The 20693-nt window shown below is 69.0% G+C and carries 17 protein-coding genes; 10 read left to right on the forward strand and 7 right to left on the reverse strand.

Translation table 11 applies throughout. The features are described 5' to 3' along the window. The first annotated feature begins 81 nt into the window (after nt 1-81). Nucleotides 82-981 (forward strand): TIGR01777 family oxidoreductase, encoded by a 900-nt coding sequence (locus tag AC3IRM_RS03575; RefSeq protein ID WP_489204898.1) that lies wholly within the window; start codon nt 82-84, stop codon nt 979-981. A gap of 79 nt (nt 982-1060) precedes the next feature. Then, nucleotides 1061-1930 (forward strand): AraC family transcriptional regulator, encoded by an 870-nt coding sequence (locus AC3IRM_RS03580; protein WP_489204899.1) that lies wholly within the window; start codon nt 1061-1063, stop codon nt 1928-1930. A gap of 9 nt (nt 1931-1939) precedes the next feature. Here AC3IRM_RS03580 and AC3IRM_RS03585 read toward each other — a convergent pair whose 3' ends face one another. From AC3IRM_RS03585 to AC3IRM_RS03600, 4 genes are all read right to left on the reverse strand, one after another. Next, the gene (locus AC3IRM_RS03585) at nt 1940-2695 is read right to left on the reverse strand and encodes an SIR2 family NAD-dependent protein deacylase (RefSeq protein ID WP_489204900.1); all 756 of its coding nucleotides are present in this window, start codon (nt 2693-2695) and stop codon (nt 1940-1942) included. A gap of 2 nt (nt 2696-2697) precedes the next feature. Further along, nucleotides 2698-4428 (reverse strand): YbaL family putative K(+) efflux transporter, encoded by a 1731-nt coding sequence (gene ybaL, locus AC3IRM_RS03590; RefSeq protein WP_489205822.1) that lies wholly within the window; start codon nt 4426-4428, stop codon nt 2698-2700. Nucleotides 4429-4923: 495 nt separating this feature from the next. Then, nucleotides 4924-7323 carry a TonB-dependent receptor plug domain-containing protein gene (locus AC3IRM_RS03595; protein WP_489204901.1) on the reverse strand — a complete coding sequence of 800 codons (2400 nt, stop codon included), beginning with the start codon at nt 7321-7323 and terminating at the stop codon, nt 4924-4926. Nucleotides 7324-7499: 176 nt separating this feature from the next. Continuing rightward, nucleotides 7500-9899, reverse strand: a complete 2400-nt coding sequence (locus AC3IRM_RS03600) for a TonB-dependent receptor plug domain-containing protein (protein ID WP_489204902.1) — start codon at nt 9897-9899, stop codon at nt 7500-7502. 198 nt (nt 9900-10097) lie between these two features. On the opposite strand from AC3IRM_RS03600, the gene AC3IRM_RS03605 reads away from it, so the two are divergent. Further along, nucleotides 10098-11966: an ABC-F family ATP-binding cassette domain-containing protein gene (locus AC3IRM_RS03605; protein ID WP_489204903.1), complete on the forward strand. Its 1869-nt coding sequence runs from the start codon at nt 10098-10100 to the stop codon at nt 11964-11966. A 59-nt stretch (nt 11967-12025) separates the two neighbouring features. Continuing rightward, complete coding sequence (locus tag AC3IRM_RS03610; protein WP_489204904.1) at nt 12026-12721, forward strand: hypothetical protein; 696 nt, start codon at nt 12026-12028, stop codon at nt 12719-12721. Between the two features lie 22 nt (nt 12722-12743). Here AC3IRM_RS03610 and AC3IRM_RS03615 read toward each other — a convergent pair whose 3' ends face one another. Further along, nucleotides 12744-13628, reverse strand: a complete 885-nt coding sequence (locus tag AC3IRM_RS03615) for a LysR substrate-binding domain-containing protein (RefSeq protein WP_489204905.1) — start codon at nt 13626-13628, stop codon at nt 12744-12746. Between the two features lie 166 nt (nt 13629-13794). On the opposite strand from AC3IRM_RS03615, the gene bla reads away from it, so the two are divergent. From bla to AC3IRM_RS03635, 4 genes are all read left to right on the forward strand, one after another. Then, nucleotides 13795-14664: a class A beta-lactamase gene (gene bla, locus AC3IRM_RS03620; RefSeq protein WP_489205823.1), complete on the forward strand. Its 870-nt coding sequence runs from the start codon at nt 13795-13797 to the stop codon at nt 14662-14664. Nucleotides 14665-14807: 143 nt separating this feature from the next. Continuing rightward, a complete protein-coding gene (locus AC3IRM_RS03625) occupies nt 14808-15152 on the forward strand; it encodes an FmdB family zinc ribbon protein (protein WP_489204906.1) in 345 nt (114 codons plus the stop codon). 111 nt (nt 15153-15263) lie between these two features. Next, a complete protein-coding gene (gene aspS / locus AC3IRM_RS03630; protein ID WP_489204907.1) occupies nt 15264-17039 on the forward strand; it encodes an aspartate--tRNA ligase in 1776 nt (591 codons plus the stop codon). A gap of 7 nt (nt 17040-17046) precedes the next feature. Then, nucleotides 17047-17565: a GNAT family N-acetyltransferase gene (locus AC3IRM_RS03635; protein WP_489204908.1), complete on the forward strand. Its 519-nt coding sequence runs from the start codon at nt 17047-17049 to the stop codon at nt 17563-17565. Nucleotides 17566-17666: 101 nt separating this feature from the next. Here AC3IRM_RS03635 and AC3IRM_RS03640 read toward each other — a convergent pair whose 3' ends face one another. Beyond that, nucleotides 17667-18608 (reverse strand): alpha/beta fold hydrolase, encoded by a 942-nt coding sequence (locus AC3IRM_RS03640; RefSeq protein ID WP_489204909.1) that lies wholly within the window; start codon nt 18606-18608, stop codon nt 17667-17669. A gap of 51 nt (nt 18609-18659) precedes the next feature. After that, nucleotides 18660-19088 carry an organic hydroperoxide resistance protein gene (locus AC3IRM_RS03645; RefSeq protein WP_310151758.1) on the reverse strand — a complete coding sequence of 143 codons (429 nt, stop codon included), beginning with the start codon at nt 19086-19088 and terminating at the stop codon, nt 18660-18662. Nucleotides 19089-19196: 108 nt separating this feature from the next. On the opposite strand from AC3IRM_RS03645, the gene AC3IRM_RS03650 reads away from it, so the two are divergent. Further along, nucleotides 19197-20036: an AraC family transcriptional regulator gene (locus AC3IRM_RS03650; protein ID WP_489204910.1), complete on the forward strand. Its 840-nt coding sequence runs from the start codon at nt 19197-19199 to the stop codon at nt 20034-20036. Next, nucleotides 20033-20671: an esterase/lipase family protein gene (locus tag AC3IRM_RS03655; protein WP_489204911.1), complete on the forward strand. Its 639-nt coding sequence runs from the start codon at nt 20033-20035 to the stop codon at nt 20669-20671. The genes AC3IRM_RS03650 and AC3IRM_RS03655 overlap by 4 nt, the downstream gene beginning before the upstream one ends. Nucleotides 20672-20693: the final 22 nt, after the last annotated feature.

A 20693-nucleotide genomic window follows, 5' to 3' on the forward strand; every position in this document is an offset into this window, starting at 1 on the left:
GTCATGAGACGAAAAGCGCGTTGACGCATGCTCACGCGGCGACTGCCACGATGGCGTTCATCCGCGGCCCGAGGCACACCCATGCGTATCCTGATCACCGGCGGCAGCGGCTTCATCGGCAGCGCGCTGACCGCCCACTTGCAGCGCGACGGCGCGCACGTCACCTGGTTGTCGCGGCGCGCGTCCACGCCCTCGCCCGAAGGTGTGGATGTCCGCGACTACGCTTCGCTCTGGGCCGACGACCGCTTCGATGCGGTGGTCAGTCTCGCCGGCGCCGGCATCGCCGACAGCCGCTGGAGCGCATCGCGCAAGCAGACGCTGCGCGACAGCCGGCTGATTCCCACGGGCGTGCTGACCGACTGGATCCGCTCGGCACACACGCCGCCCAGGGTCCTGCTGAGCGGTTCGGCGATCGGCTGGTACGGCGCCCAGGGCGACGCGCCGTTGGACGAGGGCAGCGCGCCGCACGACGAATTCCAGCATCGGCTGTGCGCCGACTGGGAAGCCGCGGCGCGCGTGGCCGAGGATCGCGTGGCGGTGGTGGTGCTGCGCACCGGCGTCGTGCTGCATCCGGCCGGCGGCATGCTGCAGCGTCTGCGGATGCCGTTCCAGCTCGGACTCGGTGCCCGCCTCGGTGACGGGCGCCAGGTGCTGAGCTGGATCGCGCGCGAGGACTGGATCGATGCGGCGGTGTCGCTGCTGCGTGCGCATCTCGACGGCGCTGTCGATGCACCGACCGGCGCGTTCAATCTCACCGCGCCCGAGCCCGTCGCCAATTCCCTGTTCACCCGCGCACTGGCCGATGCCCTGCGCCGACCGGCGCTGCTGGCGGTGCCGGCGAAGGCGCTCGAACTCGGCTTGGGCGAGATGGCGACGCTGCTTGTGGACGGCCAGTGCGTGCTGCCCGCGCGCCTGCAGCAGCGCGGCCACGCGTTCGCGTGGCCGACGCTGGAGCCGTATCTGGAATCCGTGCTGCGCTGAGCGCCCACTGCGCAAGATCGGGTACGCACGGCACCCGCCACCACCGGATACTCGCGGCAAGCCCATCGCGAATGCCGCCATGAAAGCCGATACCCGGACCCGCCTCGCGCCGCGCATCGCCGCCGTCGCCGGACACCTGCAGAGTCTCGTCGCCGAGGGCGCGTCGGCGCCGCCGCTGGAGACGCTCGCGCGCCAGGCGAATCTGTCGGCGTTCCATTTCCATCGCGTGTGGCGCGCGGCGACCGGCGAAACGCTCGGTCGCACGCTGACGCGGCTGCGCGTGTCGCGCGCACTGCAGATGCTGGCCGCCGGCGAGACGGTGACGCGGGTCGCGCTCGCAGTGGGCTACGCCAGCCCCCAGGCACTGGCCCGCACGTTCCGGCAGACGCTTGGCGTCACGCCCGCGGCGTTGCGCGGTCAGACCTCACAGGCGACTGCGCTGCTGGATCGCCTGCAACCGCCTCCGCCGCAGGCATTCGACGCACTGGCTGTCGAGCTCGTCGAAATCGCGCCGTTCGAGGTCGTGGCGTTGCGCGCGCGCGGCGCATTCGACGATCTCGACGATGCCTTCGGCCGCCTGTTCGGCTGGGCGGAAGCCGCAGGCCTGGTGGACGGTATCGAAGCGCTGATCGGTGTGCCGCTGGGCGATCATCGCGATCTGCCGCCGCACGCGTTGCGTTTCGACGCCGCGGTGCGTCTGCCAATACCTGGGCGCGTGCCGCGTCCGCTGCGCAGGCTGGAAATCGGCGGCGGTCGCTACGCCCGGGTGCGCCATGTCGGCGCGTACTCGGGACTCGAGGATGCGACCGATCGCCTACTGGCGCAGTGGTGGCCTGCGAGCGGCGAACGCCTGCGCGATGCGCCGCTGCATTACCACTTCCTCGACGATCCCGAGCAGGTGGCCGAAGCCGACCTGCGTGCCGACATCCTGCTGCCGCTGGACGACTGAGTGCAGCGCTCAGGCCGCGAGCACACGCCGTGGATCGTCCGGCGTCCGTTGCAGCCGCGCACGCAGTTGCGCCATGCCGGCCGTCGCAGTCAAAGGCCAGTGCGCGGTCGCACGCGACGACAAAGGAGTCGCCTGCGGATTGATCTCGAGGACCGGCGTGCCGGTGCGCACGGCGCGTTCGGGCAGCCCCGCTGCGGGCCACACCAGCGAGGACGTGCCGACGACGACCAGCAGATCGCAGGCGTCGACGGCGATCTCCGCGGCGTTCCAGGCGTCGGTCGGCAGGGATTCGCCGAACCACACGACGTCGGGCCGGAACGCGGCGCCGCAGGCAGCGCACGCAGGCGGCGTCTCGCGCGCGCCGCCATCGGGCGGCGAGGGCGGCGCGAGGATCGGATCGGGCGTGACCCGCGCACCGCAGCCGATGCAGCGCGAGGCCAGCAGACGGCCATGCAGATGCAGCACGTCGCATGCGCCGCCGCGTTCGTGCAGGTCGTCGACGTTCTGGGTGACCACCGTCAGCGCGTGGCCGTCGTCGAACAGTGCCGCGACGTCGAGGTGCGCGGCATTGGGCTGCGCTGCGGCGACCATCGCCGCGCGCCAGCGGTACCAGCCCCAGACGAGCGCGGGATCGGCGCGGAACGCGTCCTCCGTCGCCAGACGCTCGGCGTCGAAGCGCGCCCACAGTCCGGTCAGCGCGTCGCGAAAGGTCGGGATGCCGCTCTCGGCCGACATGCCCGCACCACTGAGCACGACCAGACGCATCGTCAGCCCGGCTGCGCCGCCTCGTCCGCCACCGAACCCGGGCGCACCGGCCGGAACGGCGGCGTCGACATCACCATTTCGGCCAGCGAATACGCCAGCTCGCGCTCGGCCAGCACCGCGCCGTCGGCGCCGTGCTCCAGCAGATGTCGAACCTCGCCGTCGCTGTGCGCGCGCGCCAGCACGGTGAGCGCGGGGTTGACCGCTTTCATGCGTTCGATGGCCTCGCCGGCCTCCAGCGCCTGTGGAATCGCGAAGATCGCCAGCGCGGCGCGATCGGGCGCCGCATCGAGCATGACCGGCTCGGACGCGATGTTGCCGCGCACGACGATGAAGCCGCGCTCTCGACCGCGGCGCACCAGCTCGTTGTCGTCCTCGACGATCACCAGCGGCACGCCGCGCTGCTGCAGCAGATCGGCGAGCTGGCGACCGACCCGGCCGTAGCCGACCAGAATCGCGTGCCCACGCAGGTCCTCGGGCACGACGTGCTCCGGCGGCAGGGGCGGCTCATGTGCGTCGGACGCGGCGCGCGCGGCCAGCTCCTGCTTCGCCAGCCAGCGGTCGAGCCATGCGAACAGCAGCGGATTGACGACGATCGACAGCAATGCGCCGGCCAGCACAAGATCGCGGCCGGTCTCGGGCAGCAGCTGCAGGGCGACGCCGAGGCCGACGAGGATGAAGGAGAACTCGCCGATCTGCGCCAGGCTCGTGGAGATCGTCAGTGCGGTGGAGCGCGGGTGCTTGAACAGCCGAACGATCCAGTACGCGGCGATCGACTTGCCGACCACGATGATCAGGAACGTGGCCAGGACCTGCCACGGATGCTCGATCAGGATGTTGGGATTGAACAGCATGCCCACCGAGACGAAGAACAGCACGGCGAACGCATCCCGAAGCGGCAGCGAATCGTTTGCGGCCTCGTGGCTGAACTCCGATTCGTTGAGCACCATGCCGGCGAAGAAGGCGCCGAGCGCGAACGACACCCCGAACAGGGTCGATGCGCCGAATGCGACACCCAGCGCGATCGCGAGTACCGACAGGGTGAACAGTTCGCGCTGGCCGGTGCCAGCGATCCGCTCGAGCATCCACGGGATCACCCGCCGGCCGACGAGCAGCATCACCGCGACGAAGGCACTGACCTTCAGCAGCGTCCAGACGATCGTCAGCACGATCGCGCCTGCGCCCGGCGCCGCGCCGTCGCCGCGGTCGGTCGTGATCTGGGCCAGTACCGGCAGCATGACCAGCGCCAGCACCATCACCAGGTCTTCGACGATCAGCCAGCCGACCGCGATCTTGCCGCGCCGCGTATCCAGCAGCCGGCGTTCCTCCATCGCGCGCAGCAGCACCACGGTACTGGCGACCGACAACGCCAGACCGAACACGAAGCCACTGACCAGTGGCCAGCCCATCAGCCACGCCAGTACCCAGCCGAGCACGGTCGCCACGGTGATCTGCGCGATCGCGCCGGGAATCGCGATGGACTTCACGTCCATCAGGTCCTTCAGCGAGAAGTGCAGGCCGACGCCGAACATCAGCAGCATCACGCCGATCTCGGCGAGCTGGTTGGCGAGGTCCTGGTCGGCGACGAAGCCCGGCGTGAATGGTCCGACGACGATGCCCGCGACCAGATAGCCCACCAGCGGCGAGAGCCGCAACTTGTTGGCGAGCGCGCCGAACACGAAGGCCATGCCGAGGCCGACGGCGACGATGTTGATCAGGTCGGTGTTGTGCGGCATCGAGACTTCGCGCTGGACTGGTCTTGCAGTGTCGCCGACGCATTGCGACAGGGGCAAGCAGCAATGTGTGCGTTCTTCGTCGATTTCCGGTGTTGGCGATGGCAAAGGCCGCGAACGGGCGGGAATGTGCGGTTCAAACGGATGGGATCGATATTGCATCGAATGTCTGTGTTCACCCTTGGACATGCGTGAGTGCTGCCAGGGCCCCTCTTGGGCGATGGCGCTCGGTGGAACCAAACATCCGAAGCAGCAGAACCCGACGACTCGACAGCGGCCGGGCGGGCGCGGGCCGCGCCGAGCGCGCCATGGATGGTGCGCGCCCGAGTCAGGGCATGACGCCCTGACCGAGGGAAGAGCGGTTCGCGCCCGCCCGGCCGCCGGGTCTCCCAAGTCATGCCGTTCGATCAGGGCTCGCCAGCGTCCGGAAGAAATCCAGAACCCCGAAACGACGATGCCCCGGCAAGCCGGGGCATCGAGCGCAATCGATAGAGCCGATTACCAGTTGTAGGCGACCTTCGCGTAGGCGAACGCGCCGCCGAAGCCGAACGGCGAGAGGTTGCTGTAGGGGAACTGCCCGTTGGTCGAGTTGCCGAAGATGTTCTCGTCGGGGTACTCGTTGAGCACGTTGTCGGCGCCCAGCGTCAGTGCCCAGTTGTCGCCCGGCCGGAACGTCGCCGACAGGTCGAGCAGCCACTTGGCGCCGTACTTCTGGTCGAGCGCGGCGTTGTTCGGCGTGGTGCGCACGCTGCCGTAGCGCGTGGTCGACACCGCGAACGCCCAGTCGTCCACGTTCCACGTGCCCGAGAGCAGCAGCTTGTTGCGCGGGAAGCCATCCTCGATGCGGCCGATCTCGACGCGGTCGATGCGTTCGAGGTTGAGGCCGTTCTGCGCCAGTTCCTCCGGGTTCGCCGCGATGCGGGTGATCTCGGTCTTGGTGTGGTTGTAGCCGGCGGTCAGATCCACGCTGCTGGCGGCGAGATCCCAGCGATAGCTGCCGACGACATCGATACCGCGCGTGCGCGTGTCGATGGCGTTGGTGAAGTAACGGCCACCGGTGATGCCGAAGATGCCCTGCGATTCGAGCAGACGACGCACCGCGTCACCGGTGAGGTTGGACGACAGCGCGATGCGGTCGTCGACATCGATCTGGTAGGCGTCGACGGTGACGTAGAGATTGTCGACCGGCTGCAGCACCAGACCCAGGCTGTAGGACAGCGATTCCTCGGGCTTCAGCGCCTCGGCGCCGAATGCCTGCGCGACCGGACTGCTGGCCGGGAACGTGCGGATCTCGAACGGCGTGGTGACACCGGCAATGAAGGTGGTGCTGACCGTCTGGAAATACTGCTGCGCCAGCGACGGCGCACGGAAGCCGCTCGACACCGTGCCGCGCAGCGCGACCGCATCGTTGAACGCGTAGCGCGCCGAGAGCTTGCCCGAGACCTGGCTGCCGAAATCGTCGTAGTCCTCGTAACGCGCCGCGGCGCCGGCCGAGAACTTCTCGGTGAGGTCCGCTTCCAGACCCGCGTACACCGCGTGGCTGTCGCGGTCGAAGGCCCCGGCGACTTCGGGCGCGAAGCCGCCGAAGCCCTGCGCACCTGCGCCCGCACCGGGCGCGCCGAGGCCGGCGTTCGCGTAGGAGCCGAATTCGCCCGGCGACTGGTTCCACTTCTCGTTGCGACCCTCCACACCGAACGACAGCGTCGCCGGATAGGCCAGACCGATTTCCAGCGGACGGCTGATGTCGAGGTTGACGATGTTCTGCGTCGTCTCCAGCGCGCCGTCGTAGAACGAGGTCGGCGAGGTCGGGCCGAGGCTCGCGTTGAGCGTGTTGCGGGTATAGAACTCGAGATGGTTGTAGCCGTAGTTGTAGCTGAGGTCCCAGTTCCAGTCGCCGGCATGGCCCTTGACGCCCGCGACCAGCGAGCGGTCCTTGGAGATGTTGTTGATCTCCGGCAGGAAACCGTCGGGATAGATGCTGCGGATGTTCTGCGTGGTGTTGTTCGGGGCGCGGAAGAATGCGAACGAGGTGACATCGCGATTGCTCGCGGTACCGAAGCCGTAGACGCGGATAGTGTCGGTCAATGCGAAATCGGTATTGAAGCCGACCGCGCCGAAATCGACCTCCGGCTCGCCGATCACGAAGGCCTTCTGGCCGAGCGCGGGCTGGGTGGCGCCCGGCGTGCCGGCAAACGGACGTGCGCGGTTGGTCTCTTCCTGCTGGCCCACCTGCGCCGACAGGTGCAGGAAGCCGCGGTCACCGAGCGCAAGGCCGGTGTCGCCGGCGATCTGGGTCTGCTTGCCGTCGCCGGCCGAGTACTGGCCCGCGCTCAACGACAGGCTGCCGCCTTCGGACGATCCCTTGAGCACCACGTTGACCACGCCGGCGATCGCGTCTGAGCCGTACTGCGCCGAGGCACCGTCGCGCAGCACTTCGACGCGCTCGATCGCCGAGACGGGAATGGTGTTGAGGTCGACCGGCGCGGAGCCGCGGCCGATCGTGCCGTTGAGGTTGAGCAGCGACGAGGTGTGGCGGCGCTTGCCGTTGACCAGCACCAGCACCTGGTCGGGCGCGAGACCGCGCAGCTGCGCCGGGCGGATCGCCGAGGTGCCGTCGGTCAGCGCCGGGCGCGGAAAGTTGAGCGAGGGCAGGGCGCGGGCGAGCGCGGTGGCGAGCTCGGTGGTGCCGGTAGCGGTCAGCGCTTCGGACGTGATGATGTCGATCGGCGACTGCGACTCGGCGACGGTACGGTCCGCGACGCGGGTGCCGGTGACGATCAACGTGTCGAGCGTCGAGGTGCGCGCGGGTGCCTCTGCGGGCGTCTGCTGGGCGAATGCGACGGCCGGAAATACCAGCGCGGCGGCGACGGCGAGGGTCAAACGGTGGGGGCGGAGCATCGGGGGAGGCCTGTTGTTGGAAATCCGTAAAGGCGATTGGAGCGCGTTGTCCTGAAATCGTCAATGATCATAAAAATGCGATCCAATCGTTCTTTAAATGGAACAATCGCAGCGGTCCAAACGAAGACGCCCCGGCAGGGCCGGGGCGTCGAGGCATCGAGCGTGGCGGCTGCGCTCTACCAGCGGTAGGCGACGTTGGCGTACACGAAGGCGCCGTTGAAGCCGAACGGCGAACTGCCGCTCCACGGCAGCTGGCCGCCGGTGGAATTGGCGAACAGCACTTCGTCCGGATATTCGTTAAGCACGTTGTCGCCGCCGACGGTGAACTTCCACTTGTCGAGCGCGAACGAGAACGCGAGATCGAGCGTCCAGGCCGCGTCGAAGGTCTGGTCCAGCGCAGCGGTGCTGCCGAGGACGCTGAATTCCCCGTAGCGCGTGGCATTGGCGGTGGCCTCGAAGCCGCCGGCGGTCCAGGTGCCGCCGACCAGCACCTTGTCGCGCGGCGCGCCGACCTCGAAGCGGCCGCGTTCGACCCGGTCGAAGCGCACCGCGGCCGGATCGATCGCGGTCAGCGTGGCCGGGTTCTCCGCCACCCGGTCGATCGTGGTCTTGTTGTAGTTGTAGCCCAGCGTCAGATCGAGCTGGCTGTTGTCCAGCGCCCAGCCGTAGGTGCCGACCAGGTCCACGCCGCGGGTCGTGGTGTCGATGGCGTTGGTGAAGTAGCGGCCGCCGCCGACGCCCGCGAAGCCGTTGACCTGCAGGTAATTGCGCACCGGCGCCGAGGTGAGATTGGCCGACAGCGAGATGCGGTCCTCGACCTCGATCTGGTAGGCATCGATGGTGACGTAGAGGTTCTCGACCGGCTGCAGCACCAGACCCAGACTGTAGTTGGTCGATTCCTCCGCGCGCAGCGGTTCGGCGCCCAGCGCGATCGCCGCCGGGTTGGTCACGCGGAAGGTCACGATGTCGAACGGCAACGTGCCCTGCGGGGTGGCGATGAAGTTCGTCGCCGTGGACTGGAAATACTGCTGCTGCAGTGACGGCGCGCGGAAGCCGGTCGAGGCCGTCGCGCGAAGGGCAACGGCGTCGGTGAATTCGAAGCGGCTGGAAATCTTGAAGTTGCTGGTGTCGCCGAAATCGCTGAAGTCCTCGAAGCGACCCGCTACGCCGAGCGACAAGCGGTCGGTGAGGTCGGCTTCCAGGCCCGTGTAGAACGACAGCGCGTTGCGGTCGAAATCGCCGCCGTCGCCGGGACGGAAGCCGGCGAACACCTGCGCGCCCGGCAGCGGCGTGGTCTGGCCCGGCGCGACGACACCGCCGTTCGCATACGACAGCGGTTCACCCGGCGACTGGATGAAACCGTCGCCACGCCACTCGGCGCCGTAGGACCAGGTCACCGGATAGTCGAGGCCCCATTCGAGCTGCTTGCTCAGATCGAGATTGAGCACGTGCTGCCGGACTTCCAGCGCGCCGGCGTAGAACTGCGTCGGCGACGTTGGCCCCAGGCTCCGGTTGAGCGTGTTGAGGATGTCGAACGTCATCTCGCTGTCGCCGTAGGTGTAGCTGAAGTCGATCGCGGTGCCGCCCGCGGTCTCGGCCTTGAAGCCCGCGGTGAAGTGATGGTCGGTGGTGACGTTGTTGATCTGCGGCAGGAAGCCGTCGGGATAGATGGACGGAATGTTGCGCGGGTCGCCGGCCGGGCGGAAGAAGCCGTTGGAGAGCGAATCGCGCCTGGTATAGATGCCGGTGCCGTAGAACTGCAGGTACTCATTGACCGGCAGCTCGGCGTTGAACGTGACCGAGCCGTGGTCGACTTCGGGATCGCCCTGGCGCTGCACCACCTGGCCGAGCGGCGCCGACGTCGCAGTCGGCGTGCCGATGAAGGGCCGCGCCCGGTTGGTCTGGTCCTGGTGCGCGCCCTGCGCCGACAGATGCACGAAGCCCTCGTTGCCGATGCCGAAACCGGCATCCGCCAGCACCTGGTACTGCGCGCCATCGCCGGCGCTGTACTGGCCGTAGCGGCCGGAGACCCCGCCGCTGCCGGCGCGCCCCTTGAGCACGATGTTGATCACGCCGGCGATCGCGTCGGAGCCGTACTGCGCCGACGCACCATCGCGCAGCACTTCGACGCGTTCGATCGCCGAGATCGGAATGGTGTTGAGGTCGACCGGCGACGAGCTGCGACCCTGCGAGCCGTTGACGTTGACCAGCGCGCCGGAGTGATAGCGCTTGCCGTTGACCAGCACCAGCACGTGGTCCGGCGACAGGCCACGGATCTGCGCAGGGCGCACGGCGTCGGTGCCGTCGTTGATCGCCGGGCGCGGGAAGTTCAGCGACGGCAGTGCACGCGACAGCGCCGTCGCCAGTTCCGGTGTGCCGGTGGCGGTCAGCGTTTCCGGCGTGAGGATGTCGATCGGCGATTGCGATTCGGCCACCGTGCGGTCGGCGACGCGGGTGCCGGTGACGATCAGCGTGTCGAGTGTGCGCGGGCTCTGCCCGGCGGGTGCGTCCTGGGCGAGGGCAGGGCCTGCGGCGAGCGATGCGAGCAGGGCGAGATGCAGCGGGTGTCGGGTCATGCGGCGATCCTTGTGGGGGTGAGGAGAGCGATGCGTACGAAACGACTGCACTCCGGCTTTAACACGCTCGTAACAAACCGGTCAAAGGTTTCATCGGCATCGAAAAGGCCGCCTCCAGGCCGCCTCCGCGTTCTTGCAGACCGCCGCCCCAACCTCCGGAAAGCCGCCCGACAGGCGGCGTCCGGTAGAATTGCCGACATGATCTCTTTCAAGAATTTCGCCCTGCGGCGCGGCGAACGGCTGCTGCTGTCCGAAATGGACCTGACCATGCACGCCGGTTGGCGCGTGGGCGTGGTCGGCCGCAACGGCACCGGCAAGTCCTCCCTGTTCGCGGCCGTGCGCGGCGAGGTCGAGGCCGACAAGGGCGATCTCGACCTGCCCAACCGCCTGCGCCTGGCCAGCATCGCCCAGGAAATGCCCTCGCTGCCGGACCCGGCCATCGACTTCGTGCTCGGCGGCGACGCCGCCGTGGCCGCCGTGCTCAAGGCCGAGGCCGACGCGCTGGCAGCCGAGGACTGGGAAGCCGTCGCCGACGTGCATATGCGCATGGCCGAGGTCGGCGCCTACGACGCCGGCGCGCGCGCGGGCAAGCTGCTGCATGGTCTGGGCTTTCCGGCCGAGACCCATCAGCGCGCCGTTGCGACGTTTTCCGGCGGCTGGCGCGTGCGTCTGAATCTCGCCCGCGCGCTGATGACGCCCAGCGACATGCTGCTGCTCGACGAGCCGACCAACCATCTCGATCTCGACGCCGTGCTGTGGCTGGAGCAGTGGTTGCTGAAGTATCCGGGCACGCTGCTGCTGATCTCGCACGACCGCGAGTTCCTCGACAACGTCTGCACCCACACGCTGCACCTGCACGGCGGCAAGGCCAAGCTGTATTCCGGCGACTACACCTCGTTCGAGCGCCAACGCTCCGAGCAGCTGCGCCTGCAGCAGATCACCCACGAGAAGTCGCAGGCCGAGAAGGCGCATCTGCAGAAGTTCATCGACCGCTTCAAGGCCAGTGCGGCCAAGGCCAAGCAGGCGCAGTCGCGGGTCAAGCGCCTGGCCAAGATGGCCGATACCGAGGCCGTGCGCGCCGAGCGCGAGGTGCAGATCGATTTCCCGGCGCCGGTGAAGCTGCCGCACGCGCTGCTGCGCATCAACCACGGCACCTGCGGGTATCCGACTGCGGACGGCCAGGTGGTGATCCTCGACAACGTCGGCTTCGGCCTCGAAGCCGGCGATCGCATCGGTCTGCTCGGCCCCAACGGCGCGGGCAAGTCGACGCTGGTCAAGACGCTGGTCGGCGAACTGCAACTGCTGGACGGCGAGCGCTACGCGCACCCGGACCTGCGCATCGGCTACTTCGCCCAGCACACGGTGGAATCGCTGGTCGCCGGCACCTCGCCGATCGATCATCTGCGCGAGATCTCGCCGACCGCATCGATCCAGTCGTTCCGCGACTTCCTCGGCAAGTGGAGCTTCCCGGGCGATCGCGCGTTCGAAAGCATCGACGGGTTCTCCGGCGGCGAACGCGCGCGTCTGGCGCTGGCGCTGATCGCCTGGCTGCAGCCGAATGTGCTGCTGCTCGACGAACCGACCAACCATCTCGATCTCGAAATGCGCGAAGCCCTGGCCGAAGCGCTGAGCGATTTCGCCGGCGCGATCGTCCTGGTCTCGCATGACCGCCATCTCATCGGTCTGGTCAGCGACACCTTCTGGCGCGTCTCCGACGGCGTGGTGATTCCATTCGACGGCGACCTCGACGAATACGCCGCATGGCTGCGCGCGCGCGGCAATGCGGGCGAATTGCGCACGCCGCCGCCGACCAGGGTCGCCGCGCCGGCACCCGCTGCCGCACCGGCCGCGGCTCGCCCGAAGGCCAATCCGCACAAGCTGCAGAAAGCGGAAGGGCGCGTCGCCGAGCTCGAGCAGGCGTTGTCGGAGATCGACGGCGCACTCGCCGATCCCGAGACCTATGCCGATCCCGACAAGGCCACGACGCTGGGCCAGCGGCAGGCCGCACTGCGCGCCGAACTCGAGCAGGCCGAAGGCGATCTGCTGGCACTCTACGAAGCGGCGTGAGGGCGAACCCCGGGTCTGCCCGGGTTGCCGCGGTTGCGGGTGCCGGTTAGGGTGATGCGATGAACCCGAATCCGCTTCGTCTCGCCCTGCTCGCCACCGTACTCTCGCTCACCGCCTGCGGTGGCCAGGAATCCGCTGAACCCGCGCGGCCCGCCGCGGCCAATCCCACCGCCGATGCCGCCGCTGCTGCCGCAGCGGTCGACGCCGCCACCGAGCGCGTGCCCGCCGACGAGTTCCTCGCCGCGATCGCCCGCCACTGCGGTGAAGCCTTCGCTGGCCGCATCGTCGCCAACGAGCCGGCGCCCGCGCCCGGCGCCGAGCCCGATCCGTTCGAGGGCAAGGAACTGGTCATGCACGTGCGCGATTGCAGCAACCGCAAGGAAGAGCTGCGCATCCCGTTCCATGTCGGTGACGACCATTCGCGCACCTGGATCCTGACCCGCACCGAACACGGCCTGCGTCTCAAGCACGACCACCGCATGCCCGACGGCAGCGACGATCCGGTGACCATGTACGGCGGTGAATCGCAGAACGCCGGCACCGCGCAGCGCCAGGAATTCCCGGTCGACGCCGAGTCGATCGAAATGTTCGAACGCGAAGGCCTCAACGCTTCGGTCACCAACACCTGGGCGATGGAGATCGAGCCTGGCCAGCGCTTCGTCTACGAGCTGGCCCGTCCGGGCGGCCGCAAGTTCCAGGTCGAGTTCGACCTGACCAGGACCGTCGCCGCGCCGCCGACCCCCTGGGGCTACTGACCGCCGCGGCAGTCGCGCGCCGTCAGGGCGCGCCAGGCGTCAGCGCGTTCTGCGCCTGCAGCCACAGGCGCAGTTGCTTCACCGGTTCGCGCTCCGGTCGTGAGCGCAATTGGGTGAACCAGTAGCGGCCGAGATCGATGCCGATGTCGAACGGCTGCACCAGGCGGCCTTCGCGCAGCTCACGCCCGAACATCGTCAATGGCAGCAGGGCGATGCCGGCGCCTGACGCGGCGGCGCCGGCAAGCGCCAACGACGAATCGAACACCGCGCCCCGCGCCTCCACGCCATCGATGCCTGCGGCCTCGAACCAGCGCGGCCATTCGTCCTCGCGATACGACCGCAGCAGGGGCAGCGCGGCCAGATCCTGAGGCACACGCAGACGGTGCACGACCGACGGCGCACAGACCGGTGCGAACCGGGTGTCGGCAATCGGCGTGCACTCCAGGCCCTGCCAGTCGCCGTGGCCGAACCGGATCGCCGCATCCAGCCCTTCGCTGGCCAGATCGATGCGGTTGTTGTGGGTGGACAGGCGCAGGTCGACGCCGGGATGGTCCGCCTCGAACCCGGTCAGGCGCGGCAGCAGCCAGCCGTTGACGAAGGTGCCCACCGCGCCGAGCGAGACCACCTCGCGCCGGGCGGTCGAGCTGGCCCGGTTGAGCGCTGTGGCAATGCGGTCGAAGGCTTCGTTGAGCACCGGATACAGGGCAGCCGCTTCGTCGGTCAGGGCCACGCCGCGCGGCAGGCGGTGGAACAGGCGGATGCCCAGACTGTCTTCCAGCTTGCGGATCTGATGGCTCAGCGCCGCCTGGCTCACGTGCAGCTCCAGTGCCGCCCGGGTGAGGTTCTGGTGGCGGGCGGCGGCCTCGAAGGCGCGCAGCGCGTTGAGCGGCAAGGGCGGTCGGGACATGCGCTTAGCAATGAGCGGAATCGATGGATGGTCGCACGCCTCGCCTCCACTGAAGGCCCTGGTCGCGCCGGACATGAGTTTTCTTGGGGGCAGGCACCGAATAAACGCGCTGGTGGGGCCTGCGCTCGCGTTCCAGACTCGCAGCCCATCCCACTGGAGACACGCGATGCACGGACGACGCAGCTTCCTGAAAACCGCGGGCGGCGCGGCCCTGTTGACGGCTGTGGCGCCGTTGATCGCCAGCGCGGCCGACGCGGACACATCCGCTGTGCAGACCGCTGTGGACCCCGCCGCGCTGGAAGCGGCCAGCGGCGGGCGCCTCGGCATGAGCCTGGTGCATCCCGAACGCGGCCAGGTCATGGCCCATCGCGCGCGCGAGGAATTCCCGACGGCGAGCACGATCAAGTTCGCGCTGATCGCGGCGGTACTGGCGCAGGCCGACGCCGGCGCGCTTTCGCTCGACGACCGGATTCCGGTGCGCGCGCAGGATGTGCGCTCCGGCGCGCCGGTCAGCGGACGTCATGTGGGCAAGGACATCACCGTGCGCGACCTGTGTCGGGGCGGCATGGTGTGGAGCGACAATCCGGCCGTGCGTCTGCTGCTGCCGCTGGTGGGTGGCGAGGCCGGGTTGCAGGCGTTCCTGCGCGGGCACGGCGACATGGAGACCGATCCGCGCGGCATCATCGACGGCGGCAGCACCACCACGCCGCAGGCCATGGCCCACAACCTCCGGCGGTTCGTGCTCGAAGACGCGCTGTCGCGACCGTCGCGCCTGCAACTGGCCGACTGGCTGATCGAGAACCGTACCGGCGACGCGCGGATCCGGGCTGCGATGCCGGAAGGCTGGCGGGTCGGCGACAAGACCGGCGGCATGCAGGGCGTCAGCAACGACATCGCGGTCCTCTGGCCTCTGCACGGGGGCGCCCCCTGGATCCTGACGCTGTACCTGCGCGATTCGTCGCTGGATGCGGCCGGGCGCGACGCGGTGCTGCGCCGGGCGACCGAACTTGCGGCGGTGCATCTGGCCACGGGATGACGCGGGCGTCGGCCCGCCAGGGCAATTAAGAACCGCGGGGTTTCAAAATCCCGCACAATCGCGCCCCGACCGGCTTGAACCGGCCCGGGGCGTCCGCATGTCGGTCGTCCGCAATCTCCAGCAACTTCAGCCAGCGCCCCGCCATGCCGATCTATGCCTTCCAGTGCGCCGAATGCGGCCACAGTTTCGACCGTCTGCAGAAGATGTCCGATCCTGATCCCGAGACCTGCCCCGAGTGCGGCGCGTCCGCGGTCAAGCGGCAGCTCACCGCGCCGTCGTTCCGTCTCGCCGGCAGCGGCTGGTACGAGACCGACTTCAAGAAGGACGGCGACAAGAAGCGCAACCTGGTCGAGAGCGGCGACGGCGCCAAGTCCGGCGGTGACAAGCCTGCGGCCGATGCGCCAGCGGCCAAGGCCGAGTCCAAGCCTGCGGCCACCGAATCCAAGCCGGCCGCCAAGCCGGCTGCGAAGCCCGCCTCGGCGGACTGACGCGCCTGCCGCCGCGTCCGCGGCGGTGACGCCTTAAACTAGCGGGCTTGCATCCAGCACGGTCGTCGTCACGGCGGCCCGTGCGCCCGCGCTTTCGTGTCCGGAGTTCCCATGCGTACCCATTTCTGCGGCCTGATCGACGAATCGCTGATCGGCCAGACCGTCACCCTGTGCGGCTGGGCCGACGTCGCCCGCGACCTCGGCGGCGTCTGCTTCATCGACCTGCGCGACCACGAAGGCATCGTGCAGGTGGTCGCGGAATCGTCGGATGCGGACGGCAATGCCGCCGTCGTCGCGACCGCCGAGAAGGTGGGCTACGAGGACTGCCTGCGCATCACCGGCACGGTGCGCGCGCGGCATTCGGTCAACGCGAAGATCCGCACCGGCCAGGTCGAGATCGTCGCCACGCAGATCGAGGTGTTGAACAAGGCCGAGCCGCTGCCGTTCCACCATCACGAGAATCCGGGCGAAGAAACGCGCCTGAAGTACCGCTATCTCGACCTGCGGCATCCCGAGATGCAGCGCCGCATGCGCACGCGCACCAAGCTGGTCAGCGCACTGCGCCACTGGCTGGACGACAAGGGCTTCCAGGACATCGAGACGCCGATCCTGACCAAGGCGACGCCGGAAGGCGCGCGCGACTTCCTGGTGCCGGCGCGCATGCATCCGGGCGAGTTCTACGCGCTGCCGCAGTCGCCGCAGCTGTTCAAGCAGATCCTGATGATGGCGGGCTTCGACCGCTACTACCAGATCGCGCGCTGCTTCCGCGACGAGGCGCTGCGTGCGGACCGGCAGCTGGAATTCACCCAGCTCGACATGGAGTTCGCGTGGGTGTCGGAGCGCGATGTGCAGGATCTCGTCGAGGCGATGATCCGCGACGTGTTCCGCGATGTCGCCGGCGTCGAACTTGCCGCCGAATTCCCGCGCATGACGTATGCCGAGGCGATGCGTCGCTTTGGGTCCGACAAGCCCGACCTGCGCATCGCGCTAGAACTGGTCGACGTGGCCGATCTGGTCAAGGACAGCCAGTTCGCCGTGTTTACCGGCCCGGCGAACGAGGCTGGCGGCCGCGTCTGCGCGCTGCGCATTCCGGGCGGCGCGAGTCTGAGCCGCAAGCAGATCGACGAATACGCCGCGCATGCGGCGAAGTACGGCGCGAAGGGCCTGGCCTACATCAAGATTTCGGAGGCGGGCGAGGTGTCGTCGCCGATCCAGAAGTTCTTCGATGAGGCCGCGTTCGCGGGCCTGGTGTCACACGTCGGCGCCGGCAATGGCGACCTGGTGTTCTTCGGCGCCGGCACGTATTCGACCGTCAGCGACTTCATGGGCGCGGTGCGCCTGAAGGCCGGCAAGGACTTCAGCCTGATCAATGAGGGTTGGGCGCCGCTGTGGGTCACCGACTTCCCGATGTTCGAATGGGACGACGAGGCGCAGCGCTATGTCGCCCTGCATCACCCCTTCACCGCGCCGTCGGTCGACGACGAGGCCGACCTGCGCGCGAATGCCGCGACGGCGGTGTCGCGCGGTTACGACATGGTGCTCAACGGCAACGAGATCGGCGGCGGTTCGATCCGTATCCACCGTTCCTCGATGCAGTCGGCCGTGTTCGAACTGCTCGGCATCGGCGCGGAAGAGGCGCAAGCGAAGTTCGGCTTCCTGCTCGACGCGCTGAAGTACGGCGCCCCGCCGCATGGCGGCATCGCATTCGGCATCGACCGCATCGCCGCGCTGATGGCGGGCACCGAATCGATCCGCGACGTCATCGCCTTCCCCAAGACCACCGGCGCACAGTGCCTGATGACCGACGCGCCGTCGCCGATCGCTGACGCGCAGCTGGCCGAAGTACACATCCAAGTCAGGCCTGTCGCGCCGAAGCCGGCAGCCTGATCCGCCGATGACGACGCTCCGCCGCGCCACCGTCGACGACGCGCAGACGCTGTCGACGCTGGCCGCGCGCACGTTCACCGAGACCTTCGGCCATCTGTATCCGCCGGAGGATCTCGCGGCGTTCCTCGCCGATGCCTACGCAGTAGAGAAGCAGCGCGTGATCCTTGCGCATCCGGACTACGCGGTCTGGCTGCTGGAAAACGCCGGCGAGGCGATCGGCCATGCCGCGGCCGGTCCCTGCGGGCTGCCGCACGCCGATGTCGCCCGGGGCGACGGCGAGCTCAAGCGGCTCTATCTCGTGCAGGGCCATCAGGGTGGCGGCAACGGCACGCGGATGATGGACGCCGCGATGGCGTGGTTGCTTCGCGATGGTCCGCGCACGCTGTGGGTCGGCGTGTGGTCGGAGAACCTCGGCGCGCAGCGCTTCTATGCGCGCCACGGCTTCGAGCAGGTTGGCGACTACATTTTCCCCGTCGGTTCGATCAACGATCTGGAGTTCATCCTGCGCCGACCGGCGCGGCTTTGAATCCGGTGCGCGGCGCGGGGGTCGCGTCGGCCGCGTGCATCGCATGAAAAAGCCGGCCGCACGGGTGTGCGGCCGGCGATGCATGGCGTGCAGCGAGCGGTCTAGCGACGCAGGAAGGCGAGCAGGTCCTGATTGAGCCGGTCCTTGTGCGTGTCGGTGATGCCGTGCGGTGCGCCGGGGTAGAGGATCACCTCGGCCTGCGCCACGTGGCGCGGCACCAGCTGGGCCGACATCGCCGGCGGCACGATCTGGTCGTCGCCGCCGTGGATCACCAGTGTGGGCACGTCGAACTTCGCGAGGTCGGGACGGAAGTCGGTGGCCGAGAACGCGGCGATCGAGTCGAAGGTGTTCTTGTGGCCGGCCTGCATGCCCTGCACGTAGAAGTTCTGCACCAGCCCCGCGTTGACGGTGGCGCCGGGCTGGTTGAAGCCGAAGAACGGACCCGAGGCGATGTCGAGGTACTGCTGCGCCCGGTTCGCCTGGGCTGCGGCGCGGAAGCCGTCGAACAGTTCGATCGGCGCGCCGTCGGGGTTGTCGTCGGTCTTCAGCATGAAGGGCGTGACCGCGCCGACCAGCACCGCCTTCTTCACCCGGCCGGTGCCGTGGCGGCCGATGTAGCGTGCGACCTCGCCGCCGCCGGTCGAGAAGCCCACCAGGGTGACGTCGCGCAGGTCGAGCGCTGTGATCACCGCGGCGAGGTCGTCGGCGTAGTGGTCCATGTCGTTGCCGTCCCAGGGCTGGCTGGAGCGGCCGTGGCCGCGACGGTCATGGGCGACGACGCGATAGCCCTGCCCGGCGAGGAACAGCATCTGCGATTCCCAGCTGTCCGAGTTCAGCGGCCAGCCGTGGCTGAAGGTCACGACCGGGCCGTCCTTCGGGCCCCAGTCCTTGACGTAGAGACGCACGCCGTCGGCGGTGACGACATAGGTGCCGTCGACGGTGGCGGCGGCGATCCGGGCGGGTTCGACAGACGGCGCGGCGTGCGCGGCGTGGAGGGCGGTGGCCAGCAGGCTGGCGGCGACGGTGCGGGTGAAAGCATTCATGGCGGATCCTCGTGTGTGGGATGGATGCGGGGCGGGGCGGGTGCGGGTGGATCAGTCGGCGATCGACAGCGTCACGTCGATGTTTCCGCGCGTGGCGTTGGAGTAGGGGCAGACGATGTGGGCCTGCGCGACCAGGTCCTGCAGCACCTCGCGGTCGATGCCGGGTGCGTCGATACGCAGGGCGGCCTCGATGCCGAACCCGGTGGGAATCGGACCGATGCCCACCGTGCCGGTGACGGTGGTGGTCGCTGGCAGCGCGACCTTCTGCCGGCCGGCGACGAACTTCAGTGCGCCGAGGAAACAGGCCGAGTAGCCTGCGGCGAACAGCTGCTCGGGATTGGTGCCGGGGCCGCCGGCGCCGCCCAGTTCGCGGGGCGTGGACAGGGCGATGTCGAGCACGCGGTCGGAGGACAGGGCGCGGCCGTCACGACCGCCGGTGGCGGTGGCCGAGGCGGTGTAGAGGGTCTTCTCGATGGACATGGCGGAATTCCTGGTGGTGGGCGGGTGCCGCCCGGTGAGTGCACTGTGCGCGCCGCTGTGGAACCTTGGGTGATATAAAGTCCATAAAATTTGATCTGGAGTCCGGATGTGGCAGATCGTCTTGCGGCGCTGATGGCGCATTTCCCGATGAACGCCCGGGTGTTCAACGCCCGTGCGCTGTGCGGCATCAACACGCTCGACAGCGACGGCGTCCACGGCCAGCTGCACCTGGTGCGCAGCGGCGCGGTCGAGGTGCACTACGGGAGCACAACGCGGTCGATCACCGGCCCCGGTCTGCTGCTGTTCCCGCGCCCCACCGCGCATCGCTTCGTCACCGATCCGGGCCGCGGCGCGGACATGGTCTGCGCCCATCTCGGCTTCGAGGGCGGTGCGGACAATCCGGTCGCCGCCGCCCTGCCGGAGGTCGTGTGTCTGCCGCTGGACGAGATCGCCGGCGCAGCACCGGTGCTGGCGCTGCTGTTCGAGGAAGCCTTCGACCAGCGCTGCGGGCGCCTGGCCCTGATCGAACGCCTGTTCGAGGTGGTGATGATCCAGGTGCTGCGCCAGTTGATGGAGCGGGGCGAGGTGCAGGGCGGGCTGCTGTCCGGCCTGTCGCACCCGCGCGTGCGCAATGCGCTGGTCGCGATGCACGAGGCGCCTGCTGGCGCGTGGACACTCGACGCGCTCGCGCAGGCCGCGGGCATGTCGCGCAGCGCATTCGCGACCACCTTCGTCGACAGGGTCGGCATGACCCCCGGGCAGTACCTGCAGGACTGGCGCGTGCGCCTGGCCAAGCAGGCGCTGCGCCGCGGCCGGCCGTTGAAGCTGATCGCCGACGAAGTCGGCTACGGCAGCGAGGCCGCGCTGTCGCGTGCGTTCAAGGCGAACAGCGGTGTGTCACCGCGGGCCTGGCGGCAGGCGCGTGCGGCGCGCGAGGCCGTCGCATGAGCGCGCCCACGCGGGTGCTGTTGCTGCACGGCATCTGGATGGTCGGCCTGACGATGCGCCGCTTCGCGCGCGGTCTGGCCGAGGCGGGTTTCGAACCCGAGATCATCGGGTACCCGAGCATCGCCGGCGGGCCGGATGCGGCGGGCGAGCGGCTTGCTGACGCCCTCGCACAGGGGCCGGCCCACGTCGTCGGCCACAGTCTGGGCGGCCTGTCGGCGCTGCGGGCAGCAGGTGCGACGCCGGATCTGCCGGTGGGCCGCATCGTCTGCCTGGGCTCGCCGGTCTGCGGCAGCGGCGCGGCGCATGCACTGGCACGGGTGCCGATGTCGCATCTGTACTTCGGCCGCAGCGCCGAACTCCTGCATGCCGGTTGCGTCGAATGGCCGGCGGGTCTCGAGGTCGGCATGGTCGCCGGCTGCGTGCCGCGTGGGCTGGGCGCGCTGCTGGCGCGTTTCGACGGGCCGCACGACGGCACGGTATCGGTCGAGGAGACCCGCGCGCCTGCGCTGGCGGATCACATCGTGGTGCAGGCGAGCCACAGCGGCCTGCTGCTGTCGGCCGATGCGGTGCGACAGACCGTCGGATTCCTCCGCCACGGCCGCTTCGAGCACGCGCGGTCGCGGCATGCGGAGTAAAATCGCCGGCTTCCAACGCCAA

The organism is Luteimonas sp. KH_071 (assembly GCF_057838005.1).

Coding starts and splice junctions, on each gene's coding strand:
- AC3IRM_RS03575 (WP_489204898.1), top strand. CDS start 82: ATGCGTATCCTGATCACCGGCGGCAGCGGCTTCATCGGCAGCGCGCTG.
- AC3IRM_RS03580 (WP_489204899.1), top strand. CDS start 1,061: ATGAAAGCCGATACCCGGACCCGCCTCGCGCCGCGCATCGCCGCCGTC.
- AC3IRM_RS03585 (WP_489204900.1), bottom strand. CDS start 2,695: ATGCGTCTGGTCGTGCTCAGTGGTGCGGGCATGTCGGCCGAGAGCGGC.
- ybaL (WP_489205822.1), bottom strand. CDS start 4,428: ATGCCGCACAACACCGACCTGATCAACATCGTCGCCGTCGGCCTCGGC.
- AC3IRM_RS03595 (WP_489204901.1), bottom strand. CDS start 7,323: ATGCTCCGCCCCCACCGTTTGACCCTCGCCGTCGCCGCCGCGCTGGTA.
- AC3IRM_RS03600 (WP_489204902.1), bottom strand. CDS start 9,899: ATGACCCGACACCCGCTGCATCTCGCCCTGCTCGCATCGCTCGCCGCA.
- AC3IRM_RS03605 (WP_489204903.1), top strand. CDS start 10,098: ATGATCTCTTTCAAGAATTTCGCCCTGCGGCGCGGCGAACGGCTGCTG.
- AC3IRM_RS03610 (WP_489204904.1), top strand. CDS start 12,026: ATGAACCCGAATCCGCTTCGTCTCGCCCTGCTCGCCACCGTACTCTCG.
- AC3IRM_RS03615 (WP_489204905.1), bottom strand. CDS start 13,628: ATGTCCCGACCGCCCTTGCCGCTCAACGCGCTGCGCGCCTTCGAGGCC.
- bla (WP_489205823.1), top strand. CDS start 13,795: ATGCACGGACGACGCAGCTTCCTGAAAACCGCGGGCGGCGCGGCCCTG.
- AC3IRM_RS03625 (WP_489204906.1), top strand. CDS start 14,808: ATGCCGATCTATGCCTTCCAGTGCGCCGAATGCGGCCACAGTTTCGAC.
- aspS (WP_489204907.1), top strand. CDS start 15,264: ATGCGTACCCATTTCTGCGGCCTGATCGACGAATCGCTGATCGGCCAG.
- AC3IRM_RS03635 (WP_489204908.1), top strand. CDS start 17,047: ATGACGACGCTCCGCCGCGCCACCGTCGACGACGCGCAGACGCTGTCG.
- AC3IRM_RS03640 (WP_489204909.1), bottom strand. CDS start 18,608: ATGAATGCTTTCACCCGCACCGTCGCCGCCAGCCTGCTGGCCACCGCC.
- AC3IRM_RS03645 (WP_310151758.1), bottom strand. CDS start 19,088: ATGTCCATCGAGAAGACCCTCTACACCGCCTCGGCCACCGCCACCGGC.
- AC3IRM_RS03655 (WP_489204911.1), top strand. CDS start 20,033: ATGAGCGCGCCCACGCGGGTGCTGTTGCTGCACGGCATCTGGATGGTC.